This window comes from Bacillus sp. FSL W8-0770, from assembly GCF_038008705.1.
GTDB classification, from domain to species: Bacteria; Bacillota; Bacilli; order Bacillales; family Bacillaceae_G; genus Bacillus_A; species Bacillus_A cereus.
On record NZ_JBBOZR010000001.1, the window covers coordinates 5,131,232 to 5,143,605 of the forward strand.

Below are 12,374 nucleotides of genomic sequence, written 5' to 3' on the forward strand. Positions count from 1 at the left end.
TGGGGATGAAAGCTCCACTGCCTATTTTTTTATTACACATGCTGCTTTAATAACGCTTCTAACTCCTCAAAATTATGCACTTCATATGTTGGTATAATCCCACTATCATTTAATTTCCTTTCTGGATTAAACCAACAAGTATCAATTCCCGCTACATATCCACCTTTCATATCAGCGCTTAATGAATCCCCAATAATCAGCCCTGCTTCAGGTGCAAAGTTAGGAATCCGTTCAAAAACATAATCAAAATACTCTTTCATCGGTTTTTGAAAACCTGTATCTTCCGAAACAAAAACATCTTTAAATAATGAATGTAAACCTGCATTACGTAAACGTTTATCTTGCGTCTTAGAAACACCATTTGTCACTATATACAATTCATACTCTCCTTGAATTTGATTTATAAATTCAAACGCACCTTGCATGAGTTGATTTCCTTCTTCTAAGTAGTTACGATAATTATTTTCCAATAATATTCCATCTACTTCTTCTCCATACTCTTTAAACAACAGAGAAAATCTTGTATTTACAACTTCATTGCGTGATAGTTCCCCTTTTTCAAAAGCATCCCAAAGACCTTTATTTATTTTTTTATAACGAGCCTCTATCTCGTCTGTTAAAGGGATTCCCTTCTCTTCAAAAAGCACCCGTAAAGCCACTTTTTCAGCCTTTTGGAAGTCTAGTAATGTATCATCTACATCAAATAACAACGTTTTATATTTTTTCATAAATTCATCACACTCTCTTTTCTACAAAAACAAATTTACATAAATCGTATCATTCCTTCTTGTAAAGATAATAGGAGATATCTCATACTATACATAGGGGTGAAAATATGAAAATCAGCAAAAATGAGGAAGAAATTTATCAATACATGCGAATCCATCAATTCCATACCCTATTTTCATTTCATGTCTTGCCATATGTAGAGCTGCATTCTTTTCAAACGAAAGAGATGATATGTAGCGAAGGAAATGCTCTCCCTTATCTCTATTACTTAATTTCTGGGAAAGCAAAAATATATATGAGTCATAAAAACGGGAAGGTTTCATTAATTAATTTTATTCAAGCACCATCTTTTATCGGGGAATTAGGATTAATAGGAGTAGAAAATATTACTAAGTCCGTTGAAGTACTAGAAGATTGTGTGTGTTTGGCACTTCCTCTTAAAGATTGTCAGCAACTTTTATTACAAGATGCAACGTTTTTACAGCACTTATGTAAATTTATTGGAGAAAAGACAATTACTCGCACTGAAAATTACGCAAAAAACTATAGTTATCCTTTTGAAAATCGATTAGCTGCTTTTATTTTATTAACAGAACAAAATAATTGTTATATAGAAAAGCATACCGAGGCCTCGGAATATTTAAATGTCAGCTACCGTCATCTTTTATATATATTAAATCAGTTTTGCCAACAAAATTATTTAAGAAAAGAAGGCCGAACATATTATATACAAGATCGAAATACATTAGAAAAACTTGCTGATGAACTAAAAATATAAAAAACAGCATTAACATGTAAACGTTAATACTGTTTTTTCGAGTGACGATTATAATTTTAATTAAAATTCACTTGCTACTTTAGCTGCTTCTTCAAGACCTGCAGCGATGATTTCTTCTGCTTTATCTGGGAATTGGTTATGTCCTTCAATAACTACTGTTTCCATGTTTGTTGCGCCGAAGAAGCCCATCATACTTGCTACATATTTAACAGCCATTTCTACCTCAGCTGCTGGACCTTCTGAATATACGCCGCCTCTTGCATTTAATAATGCAATCTTCTTATCTCCGATTAGGCCAACTGGACCCTCTGGCGTATATTTGAACGTTTTACCAGCACGGTTTAAATAATCAATATATGTGTGCAATACTGCTGGAATCGTTAAGTTCCATAATGGGAAGCCGAAAACAACTTTATCAGCTTCTAGGAATTGATTTAAATACTTATCAGCAACTGCTACTGCTTTTGCTTCTTCTTCTGTTAAATCAAAGCCTTTACCTGCCTTGAATGTACCATTGATCATGTCTACGCCTACATATGGTAATTCTTCTTTATATAAATCAAGTTCTACTACTGTATCATTTGGGTGTGCTTCTTTATAGTTTGCTAAAAATGCCTCATATAATTTTACACTAACTGCTTGTTCCGCTGGACGGTTATTTGCTTTAACGAATAAAACTGTTGCCATTATTTATTCCTCCTAGTACTCACTCTTATGTTGTTATATGCTTTCAAAAAAGGTATCCCTTGTAATTGTTGTTTTGTTGCTTACAAACATATTTTATCTTTATATAAAGACAATTTCGTCCTCACATAGACGTATTTTTCCATAAAAAAAGTCCACCTTCTAAAGGCGAACTTGGTCTTACGACTTTCGTCTTATACAATTCCATTTTTCACTGCATATAATGCCGCTTGCGTACGATCAGATAAATTCAACTTACTCAAAATGCTACTTACATGCGCCTTAACTGTCTTTTCTGTAATAACTAAAACAGATGCAATTTCCTTATTGCTCATCCCTTTTGCTAATAGCTGCAATACTTCATTTTCTCTCGCTGTTAGCACATCCACTTGAATAGAAGGTTCTTCTTCCTTTTCTTCTACAGGTAATGTTTGAGAGAGAAGAGCATTTGCTATATCCGGATGTAATTGAATATTACCTTTATATGCGCTTCGAATAGCCTCAACAAGCTGATCTGGTTCTACATCTTTTAAAATATACCCACTTGCTCCAGCCCTTAATGCAGGTAACACATGCGCCTGATCAGAAAAGCTAGTTAATACAATTACTTTCACATTTGGATACTCTTTTTTAATATATGCCGTCGCCTCAACACCATCCATTTCAGGCATGTATAAATCCATTAATATAACATCGGGAGTTGTTTCTCCTACTTTCACTAACGCTTCTTTCCCATTATTCGCTTCTCCAACTAACTCTAAATCTTCCTGTGTACTTAAGAAAAATGCTAATCCTTTTAAAACGACTGTATGATCATCAACTAACAATACTTTTATTTTCACGAACTTCCCTCATTTTCACATCATAATGGTACGTTTATTTTTACACTTGTTCTTTTCTTATCACTTACAATTTTAATTGTTCCACCAACTAATTCTACTCTTTCACGCATCGTAGTCATGCCAAGTGATTTCTTCTCTTTTATATCCTTTTCTACAAAGCCGTTTCCTTGATCGACTATTTCTAATGACACATTTTTCTCATTCACTGTAAAATAAATCGTCGCTTCTTTTACACCTGCATGCTTACTTACATTGTTCAGTGCTTCTTGGCCTATGCGCCACAAAGCTTCTTCTACTACACGAGGTAAATCACGAACACCCGTAACTTGCTCCCTAATTTTCAGTCCCAAATTTTCACCGTACTGCTTTAGAGCTGGCAATAATCCTTTTTCTAATCCTGCCGGACGAAGCTGCCAAATTAATGTCCTCATTTCTTTCAAAGCTCCTTGCGCCAGTTCACGCATCTCATGCAAAGATTGATCTACCTTTTCATTTTTACCTTTTAAAACTGCCTCAGCGCCTTTTGTCATGAAGGTTAATGAAAATAATTTTTGCGAAACAGAATCATGTAAATCTCTTGCTAACCGATTTCTTTCTTCCATTCGTACAAGTTCACGGCGCTGCTCGTTTAACCTCAAATTCTCTATTATTAACGAAACATGGTTCGATAATGCTTGAATTACATCTATTGTATTAGCATCCAACTCTCCATTATTCAAGCTAACACATAAAACACCAAATATATGGTTTTGAATATGTATTGGTGTAGCAATAACAGCTCGATTTAGATGTACATTATGTCCTATTTGATGTTTTATTAGAACTGGTTCATCTTGTTCTAACGCCTTCTTGGCCGCCTCTTTTATATCCTCTTTTAACTCTTCCTGAACGTAAGACGCTCGCAGAGATAATTCTTTTTCCTCCCTAATAAAAAGCGCTACTTGATTCCATTGAAATACTTCACCTACGTGATTTACCACCTTTTCAGGTAGTACATTAAACTTATGAATCGTTTTTAAATCTTGAATGAAACGCTCTAATTTCACATAATAATGTGCTCTTCTCTTTTCATTTTCATATAATTTTGTTCGCTTTAAAGCCGTACCAATTTGGAAGGCAACCGATTGGAGTAATACTAATTCTTCTTCTGAAAAATGTGTTTTACCCGGACTTGCAACATTTAACACCCCAAATTTTTCTCCCCCAGCTTTTAAAGGAACCGTAGCATGATGAAGAATGCCCTCCGTATCCCCCCAATTATATTCAATTGCATTATTAATTCTTTTACATTCAATAATATTAACGGCTCTCTCTAATTTTCCATCTACAAAACCTCGTAAACACCAACATTCACCTTCGCACATCGGGCGTTTATTTTCATATGTCAGTGCCTCTGGTAATTGATAGTCAATTAACTTCGTATACTTCCCATTTTCATCCGCAAGAAAAATCCATCCTGTCGTTAAACCTGTTACACTTAGTAATTTCTCTAGGACAGCTTGCAATACATGATATGTATCATTTGATGTATTTAATGTTTCTGCAATTTCCTTTAATATAACTAATTCATTTGTACGATTATCTCGAAACATACTCAGTCTCCTGCATACAAGATTTTAAATAGCTCTTAAAATAAATCATCTACTTTTCACTTTGTACTTATTCGTAACATTGATATAATGGTGAGAACATAGTTTTCATTATATCACTCGAGGGGGCTTTCATAATGACATTAAATAAAGCACTTACTATCGCTGGTTCTGACACAAGTGGCGGTGCTGGTATACAAGCAGATTTAAAAACATTCCAAGAACTGGGCGTATACGGAATGACATCTCTTACAACAATCGTAACGATGGATCCACATAACGGTTGGGCACATAACGTATTTCCAATCCCAGCTTCTACATTAAAACCACAATTAGAAACAACAATTGAAGGTGTTGGCGTAGACGCTTTAAAAACAGGTATGCTTGGATCAGTAGAAATTATTGAAATGGTTGCAGAAACAATCGAAAAGCACAATTTCAAAAATGTAGTAGTTGACCCTGTTATGGTATGTAAAGGTGCTGATGAAGCATTACATCCTGAAACGAATGATTGCTTACGTGACGTTCTTGTTCCAAAGGCATTAATTGTAACACCAAACTTATTTGAAGCTTACCAATTAAGTGGCGTAAAGATTAATTCTCTTGAAGACATGAAAGAAGCAGCGAAAAAGATCCATGCTTTAGGTGCGAAATACGTCCTAATTAAAGGCGGTAGCAAACTTGGTACGGAAACTGCAATCGACGTCCTATATGATGGAGAAACATTCGACCTTCTAGAATCAGAAAAAATTGATACGACAAATACACACGGCGCAGGTTGCACATATTCTGCTGCAATTACAGCAGAACTTGCAAAAGGAAAACCTGTGAAAGAAGCAGTAAAAACTGCTAAAGAATTCATCACAGCTGCTATTCGTTACTCATTCAAAATTAACGAATACGTAGGTCCAACTCACCATGGTGCATATCGTAAATTTGTTGTATCAAAAGAACTTGTCTAATATATAAATAAAAAACACTCACAAATTTCATACATTGCCTCTGTGAGTGTTTTTTATAAGCTTTATGTCTTCTGGTCATCTTATCTTTAAGATACAGAGCTGACCTTATTTCTACCATTTCGTTTCGAGTAGTATAACGCATCATCCGCCGCTTGAATAAATTGCTCCGTTGATTCTTCATATTCTGAAACCCCCACCGAAACTGTAATTTTTATTTTCGTTTCATCTAACAATTGAAATGAGTGACTTTCAACAGCTGTACGAATTTGCTCGCCCATAAGAATTCCGTAAGCTAATCCCTTATTCGGTATCAAAAGCGCAAACTCCTCTCCACCCTTTCGAAAAGCCAAATCTGGAAATTGTGAAGTTTCTCGTAAAATACATCCTACTTGTTTTAGCACTTCGTCCCCTGCAGGATGCCCGTACGTATCATTTACATACTTAAAGTGGTCAATATCTATAAGTAGTAAACAAAACGAATCATTTTTCATGTTCTTATTACTAATATGACGATTCATCTCTAAATCAAACTGTCTTACGTTTCCTAAACCTGTCAATGCATCTATCGTTGCGTATTGTTTCATCTTTTGAAATAACTCATTGGATTGTAAAACATAATTTGCACTTATGAATGTTATGTAACCTGTAATAATACTAGAAATTAAATATAATCCCACTATGTGGATTTCTTTAATTAACCATATATATAACGCTGGGATTAGAATAGATAAAATATATGTGTGTAACCATACCCACTTTCCCCCTAAAGAAAGCTTCATGCGCGAAATAAAGATACTCCCTATTCCTATCGCAATGATTGTATAAAAAGCCACTTGAGAAGCTAATGAATAATCCATAAACAACAGCCTAGTTACTAAAATCATACCAATTGTTATGGTACTCGCTATCGGTCCTCCAATAATAACAGCTAGAATAACAGCTAAATAGCGTAAATCCAATAGAATGGTACCAACACGAACACTGAAATACATCAATACTATACCTAGTATCCCAGTAAAAATGCCTACTACACATTTCTGCCCAAAAGAGAATCCTTCTTTTAACGGCTTATCCCTTAAAAGCTGGCCCCCAATAAAAATAAAGGAAAGAATAATTGTTGTATTTACAAATAAGTCCCTTAACATAAAATAATCTCCCTACTTTTCCATCTATCCCCTTCCTCACTTTATTGTATACGAAATACCTTTAATTCCCAAAGGTTTTGTTTATTTTTGCTGTTCCACGTGAAACAGCAAAAAAATAAAAAGGGCGAAAACTCGCCCTTTTTCATTAACAACAGCGTGATATTTTTCCACCCTTTGCATTAAATCTTGCTTCTTGTGCCTCAGCAAAAAATTGCTTTTGACATACAACCTCTTCTTCAGGATGATGCTTTTTCATATGCTCCACATATACTTCATAACTTGGTACTCCAACGAGCAAACTAATAAAGCGTTTTCTTTCACCCCATACTTGCCACAACTTTTTAAGCATAGTTCCTCGACTCACTTTCATCTCTAGGAATATATGGTGCCTCTTTTAACGGCATTGGCTTATTTCTTAATACTTGGATCCAAATTCGAAGTGCTGAAATTAACACAGCGATTACAACTATCATAAAAATTCCGCAAAGCGCTGCATCGATATAATCATTGAAAATAATTTGCTTCATTTGAGCGACATTTTTAGCTGGCGCTAACACTTTTCCCTCATCTAATGCTCCCTGAAATACCTTTGCATGCGATAGAAATCCAATTTTAGGATTTTCATGAAATAGCTTTTGATATCCCGCCGTCATCGTTACAATCAGCAACCCGATAGTTGGAATAAGTGTTACCCAAACGTACGCCTTTTTTCCCATTTTAAACAAAATTGTCGTTCCAAGTAATAATGCAATACCTGCTAGCATTTGATTTGCAATACCGAAAAGTGGCCATAATGTATTAATTCCACCGAGCGGATCTATTACCCCTTGGTATAAGAAATATCCCCACCCTAATACACATAATGTTGTAGCGATTACATTCGCTAATGTAGAATCCGTTTTCCCAAATGGCTTATATACATGCCCTAAAATATCTTGAATCATAAATCGGCCGACACGCGTTCCGGCATCAATTGTTGTTAAAATGAATAGAGCTTCAAAGAGAATCGCAAAATGATACCAAAATGCCATCATGGCCGTTCCACCTATTACTTGTGAGAAAATATATGCCATACCTATCGCTAATGTTGGCGCACCACCTGTACGTGATAAAATTGTTTGCTCTCCAACATTTACAGCGAGATCTTTTAGTTCATTTGGTGTAATAGCAAATCCCCATGAGGAAATAACTTGAGCTGCCTGCGAAACATCTGTACCGATAAGTGCTGCGGGGCTATTAATTGCAAAATACGTTCCCGGTGTTAATACACAAGCCGCAATCATCGCCATCGCTGCTACAAACGACTCCATTAACATTGCTCCATAACCGATTGGCTGTGCGTGTCCCTCTTGCTCGATCATCTTCGGCGTCGTACCTGATGAAACGAGAGCATGGAATCCAGACACTGCACCACAAGCAATAGTAATAAATAAGAACGGGAATAAGTTTCCAGAAAACACAGGACCAGTTCCATCAATAAATTTCGAAACTGCTGGCATTTGTAAATCTGGTGCTACAATTAAGATACCGATTGCTAACCCTACAATTGTTCCGACTTTTAAAAATGTACTTAAATAATCACGTGGTGCTAAAAGCATCCAAACTGGTAATGCCGATGCGATAAATCCATATACAATAAGCATAATAGCAATTGTTTCACCACTAAATGTGAACATACTTGCAAGTGTTGGATTTTCTGCTACATACTGTCCTCCAACAAGAGATAAAATAAGTAGGATAATACCAATTACTGATCCTTCTCCAACACGACCAGGCCTAATATAGCGCATATAAACTCCCATTAAAATAGCGATAGGAATCGTTGCTGCTATCGTAAACATTCCCCAAGGACTTCCGATTAGTGCCTTTACTACGACTAACGCTAATACTGCTAATAAAATAATCATAATTCCTAAAATACCTATCATTGCAATTAGTCCTGTAACAGGTCCAATCTCATCTTTAATCATTTCTCCTAACGATTTACCATTACGTCTCATCGAAGCAAATAAAATGACAAAATCTTGGACAGCCCCCGCAACAACTACCCCAACAATAATCCAAATGGTTCCTGGTAAATATCCCATTTGTGCTGCTAAAATCGGTCCTACTAAAGGTCCCGCCCCAGCAATCGCTGCAAAGTGATGTCCAAACAATACCCACTTATTTGTTGGAACATAGTCTTTCCCATCGTTTAATGTATGGGCTGGTGTTTGCCGATTATCATCTAAATTAAAAACCTTTCTCGCTATAAATCTACTATAAAAGCGATAAGCAACTGCATATACACATACGGCAGCTACTAAGAGCCATACAGCATTAATGGTTTCACCTTGTGATAAAGCTACTACCCCAAAAGCACCTGCTCCTACTGCTGTAATAACGCCCCAAAGTAAAATCGATTTCAATGTCTTCACATACAATTCCCCCAATACTATTTCTTAGTGGAGATTGTACTAAATTTTCTGAATATTTAACTTGAATCCTCCCTATCATGAAGGATTTTCAGTTTATCATGTTAAAATACTCTCATTACCTACTATAATTCAATGTTATTTCGAAGGCGTTTTACATAATTACGACTGACTGGAATCGGTTGCTCATCATACCTATCTAAATACAAATTATACGTGCCATTATAATAAGGTTTCAGTTCTTTTACATATGACATATTAATTAAATAGCTTTTATGTACACGTAAAAAATCATATGCATTTAGCTTATTTTCTAATTCCTGAAGTGTATATGTTGAAATATACTGATTATTCGTTGTGTAAATTGAAACAGTTTTATTTTCTTTATTTTTACTTACATATACGATATCTTCTGGAAGAATATATCGTATACCCTCTTGACTTTCTATCGGTAGTTTCCGCAAATAACTCTTTGCTTTCTCACCTTGTTCTTTACCTATTTTATATAAAAGAAATTGTAAATCTTCTTCACGAAATGGTCGCAATAAATAATAAAATGCTTGGAAACGAAAAGCTGTAATAGATTCTTCTATGTTTTCACCTACAAAAATAAATTTTGTATAGCAATTTATTTCTCGTAATAAACTTGCATATTCAAAACCAGTACCATCTAGTAATTTGGAACTTAAAAAAACAAAGTCTGGTATATGTTTTTTCATCATAAATAAAGATTCTGTTCCTGTCTTTGCTTCAAAACATTCTACATTTCTCATATTTTCAGTGAAATTTTCAGCTAACTCTCTTCTCTCTTCTGCCTCTTCCATGATCAGTAAAATTTTCATTTCTTCAACCACCTAATTCTTTGTCCATATGTCCTGTTGTATACATTCGCTTTTATAAGAAATAATCCCTTTTTCTTACTATACCATTATTTATCTAAAAAAACAGAAAAAAGGAAACCACTTCGGTTTCCTCTCCCCTTTTATCCCGCACTAACTGCCTATAAAGAGCCGAGTAGTGTAGGATAATAAACGGTCAGGGATACGTTTAAATTTTCACTTTATACTAATTCTCGTTGCTTCGTTTCCTGTCCAAGTATTATTACAGCGAATACACCAATTAAAATTGATCCACAGAAAATCGTAAATATTAATGATAGTGAAGCTTCTGAAGCAACTAAATATCCCACTAATAGTGGCCCAAGAATACCACCAATACGACCAAATGCTGCTGCCATTCCTGCACCTGTACCACGAATAACCGTTGGATACTGCTCAGGTGTATAGGCGTATAATGCTCCCCAAGCACCTAAGTTAAAGAAGGATAGTAACATACCTGCCACGATTAATACTGTTAATGAATCCGCAACCCCAAACAAATAAGCACTGCAAGCTGTCCCGATTAAATACGTAACCAAAACAAATTTACGACCGAGACGTTCAATAAACCAAGCAGCTGTGAAATATCCTGGAAGTTGAGCTAATGTCATAATAAGTACGTATTGGAAACTTTTTATTAAACTAAATCCTTTTAGCACCATTACACTCGGTAACCAAAGGAACATTCCATAATAGGAAAAGACAACACAAAACCATAGAATCCATAGCATAATTGTTGCTTTACGATATTCCCCAGACCAAACTGATTTTATATTTTCAATAACAGATGGCCTTTTTTCAACTTTTTGGAACCTTGGGGAATCCGGTAAATTCCATCTTAAATATAAAGCATATAATGCTGGAACTGCACTCAATACCATCGCAACTTCCCAACCATATTTAGGAATAACAAAATACGAGATAAGAGCTGCAATTAGCCATCCACCTGCCCAAAAACTTTCTAATAACACAACAATTTTCCCACGCTCATGCGCTTCAACACTCTCTGATACTAGTGTAGAGGCAACCGGAAGCTCTCCGCCAAGCCCCATACCAATTAAAAAGCGTAAAACGAGAAACATCGCAAGTGTCGTCGTTAATGCAGTTAAACCACTACCGATAGAAAATAATAATAATGTAATAATAAAGACTGATTTTCGCCCTATTTTATCTGATAGTATCCCAAAAATAAGCGCTCCTACTGCCATACCGATTGAGTTAATACTGCCTATCCAGCCCATTTCTTGCGTACTTAATCCCCAATCCTTTTGCAAGGCTACCATTACAAATGAAAGCATTCCAACATCCATTGCATCAAATAGCCATCCAAGCCCAGCTATACCAAGTAGTTTGCGCTTCGAAATTTCTTTTACCTTGCCCACTAGAAGTCCTCCTCACACAGGTGTCTTTACACATCATTTTACATGTGTGAATTGTATAAGTAAAATACTTTTGTGTAAAAAATTCTCCTTCATCATTCCCAAAAAGTAAAACGTCTATCCCGATTGGTGAGAGCTAATAATCAGTGGGGATGCCTCACTGATTAAAGTTTCAATTTATTAAAAATGAACAAATAAAAAAAGCAGCGATATTTCGCTACTTTTTCGAACGCATTACTTCTTTTAAAAATTCCGCTAATACTAACTGACGACGCCAGCGTGTTGGATTACTGCATAATCTATAAAACCACTCTAAATGAATCGCTTGAATCCATTTTGGTGCACGTTTTACCTCTCCAGCCCATACGTCTAAACTTCCACCCACTCCAACAGCCATTTTCGTTTCTAAACGATGCTTATTGTTTTGGATAAAGTTCTCTTGTCTCGGAAAACCAAGTGCAACAAGTAATAAATCTGGTTTTGCTTCTTGAATGCGAGAAATAATATTCTCTTCGTCTTCTTGTTTAAAATAACCATCTTGTATACCGGCGATGGATACAGCTGAATATGTCTTTGTTAAATGATCTGCTGCAGCTTGTACAACATGCGGCTTTGCACCTAATAAGAAAACAGATACCGGCTTACTATCTTCTGATAACTTCGCAAGTAAATTACACATTAAATCAAAACCTGCTACACGTTCTTTTAAAGGTGTACCAAGCATCCCGCTTGCCTTTACAACCCCAATACCATCAGGTGTAATTAAATCTGTATTCAATAATGTTTGATAGAACTTTTCATCCTTTTTTGCGCACATAACAATTTCAGGGTTTGCTGTTACTACCTGAAACGTATGAGTTCGCTCCGCTTCTAGTTGTTCTTTTAAATATTGGACCGTTTCATCCATTGTCATTGTAGAAAAAGGAACGCCTAGAATATCAACTGTTTGTACTGCCATAGTTAACTATCCTCTC

12 protein-coding genes are annotated in these 12,374 nt (G+C 35.6%); 2 read left to right on the forward strand and 10 right to left on the reverse strand.

What is annotated here, in order from left to right; genetic code table 11:
* Positions 1–32 precede the first annotated feature (32 nt).
* On the reverse strand, positions 33–728 hold the full coding sequence (locus NST27_RS26450) for a YjjG family noncanonical pyrimidine nucleotidase (RefSeq protein WP_000760192.1): 696 nt from the start codon (positions 726–728) through the stop codon (positions 33–35).
* Positions 729–835: 107 nt separating this feature from the next.
* On the opposite strand from NST27_RS26450, the gene NST27_RS26455 reads away from it, so the two are divergent.
* Complete coding sequence (locus tag NST27_RS26455) at positions 836–1,507, forward strand: transcriptional regulator YeiL (protein ID WP_000703321.1); 672 nt, start codon at positions 836–838, stop codon at positions 1,505–1,507.
* A 60-nt stretch (positions 1,508–1,567) separates the two neighbouring features.
* Here NST27_RS26455 and NST27_RS26460 read toward each other — a convergent pair whose 3' ends face one another.
* From NST27_RS26460 to NST27_RS26470, 3 genes are all read right to left on the reverse strand, one after another.
* Positions 1,568–2,194, reverse strand: a complete 627-nt coding sequence (locus NST27_RS26460) for an FMN-dependent NADH-azoreductase (RefSeq protein ID WP_000246723.1) — start codon at positions 2,192–2,194, stop codon at positions 1,568–1,570.
* A gap of 191 nt (positions 2,195–2,385) precedes the next feature.
* Entirely contained in the window at positions 2,386–3,033 is a 648-nt protein-coding gene (locus NST27_RS26465; protein ID WP_000695812.1) for a response regulator, read from the reverse strand.
* 20 nt (positions 3,034–3,053) lie between these two features.
* Positions 3,054–4,625 (reverse strand): GAF domain-containing sensor histidine kinase, encoded by a 1,572-nt coding sequence (locus tag NST27_RS26470; RefSeq protein ID WP_000488141.1) that lies wholly within the window; start codon positions 4,623–4,625, stop codon positions 3,054–3,056.
* Positions 4,626–4,759: 134 nt separating this feature from the next.
* On the opposite strand from NST27_RS26470, the gene pdxK reads away from it, so the two are divergent.
* Complete coding sequence (gene pdxK / locus NST27_RS26475) at positions 4,760–5,584, forward strand: pyridoxine/pyridoxal/pyridoxamine kinase (protein ID WP_000174245.1); 825 nt, start codon at positions 4,760–4,762, stop codon at positions 5,582–5,584.
* Between the two features lie 86 nt (positions 5,585–5,670).
* On the opposite strand, the gene NST27_RS26480 is transcribed toward pdxK, so the two are convergent.
* The 6 genes from NST27_RS26480 to NST27_RS26505 form a co-directional block, all read right to left on the reverse strand.
* Positions 5,671–6,729 carry a GGDEF domain-containing protein gene (locus tag NST27_RS26480; protein ID WP_000942899.1) on the reverse strand — a complete coding sequence of 353 codons (1,059 nt, stop codon included), beginning with the start codon at positions 6,727–6,729 and terminating at the stop codon, positions 5,671–5,673.
* A gap of 145 nt (positions 6,730–6,874) precedes the next feature.
* Positions 6,875–7,078 (reverse strand): YbdD/YjiX family protein, encoded by a 204-nt coding sequence (locus NST27_RS26485; protein ID WP_000914504.1) that lies wholly within the window; start codon positions 7,076–7,078, stop codon positions 6,875–6,877.
* A complete protein-coding gene (gene cstA, locus NST27_RS26490; protein ID WP_000854319.1) occupies positions 7,071–9,146 on the reverse strand; it encodes a carbon starvation protein CstA in 2,076 nt (691 codons plus the stop codon). Before cstA ends, NST27_RS26485 begins: the two co-directional genes overlap by 8 nt.
* Before the next feature lie 122 nt (positions 9,147–9,268).
* Positions 9,269–9,985: a LytR/AlgR family response regulator transcription factor gene (locus tag NST27_RS26495; protein WP_000698256.1), complete on the reverse strand. Its 717-nt coding sequence runs from the start codon at positions 9,983–9,985 to the stop codon at positions 9,269–9,271.
* A gap of 218 nt (positions 9,986–10,203) precedes the next feature.
* Positions 10,204–11,403, reverse strand: a complete 1,200-nt coding sequence (locus NST27_RS26500; RefSeq protein WP_000521077.1) for an MFS transporter — start codon at positions 11,401–11,403, stop codon at positions 10,204–10,206.
* Between the two features lie 214 nt (positions 11,404–11,617).
* Positions 11,618–12,358, reverse strand: coding sequence for a WecB/TagA/CpsF family glycosyltransferase (locus NST27_RS26505; RefSeq protein WP_000290748.1), 741 nt, complete (start codon positions 12,356–12,358; stop codon positions 11,618–11,620).
* Positions 12,359–12,374 lie beyond the last annotated feature (16 nt).

Coding starts and splice junctions, on each gene's coding strand:
- NST27_RS26450 (WP_000760192.1), bottom strand. CDS start 728: ATGAAAAAATATAAAACGTTGTTATTTGATGTAGATGATACATTACTA.
- NST27_RS26455 (WP_000703321.1), top strand. CDS start 836: ATGAAAATCAGCAAAAATGAGGAAGAAATTTATCAATACATGCGAATC.
- NST27_RS26460 (WP_000246723.1), bottom strand. CDS start 2,194: ATGGCAACAGTTTTATTCGTTAAAGCAAATAACCGTCCAGCGGAACAA.
- NST27_RS26470 (WP_000488141.1), bottom strand. CDS start 4,625: ATGTTTCGAGATAATCGTACAAATGAATTAGTTATATTAAAGGAAATT.
- pdxK (WP_000174245.1), top strand. CDS start 4,760: ATGACATTAAATAAAGCACTTACTATCGCTGGTTCTGACACAAGTGGC.
- NST27_RS26480 (WP_000942899.1), bottom strand. CDS start 6,729: ATGTTAAGGGACTTATTTGTAAATACAACAATTATTCTTTCCTTTATT.
- NST27_RS26485 (WP_000914504.1), bottom strand. CDS start 7,078: ATGCTTAAAAAGTTGTGGCAAGTATGGGGTGAAAGAAAACGCTTTATT.
- NST27_RS26495 (WP_000698256.1), bottom strand. CDS start 9,985: ATGAAAATTTTACTGATCATGGAAGAGGCAGAAGAGAGAAGAGAGTTA.
- NST27_RS26505 (WP_000290748.1), bottom strand. CDS start 12,358: ATGGCAGTACAAACAGTTGATATTCTAGGCGTTCCTTTTTCTACAATG.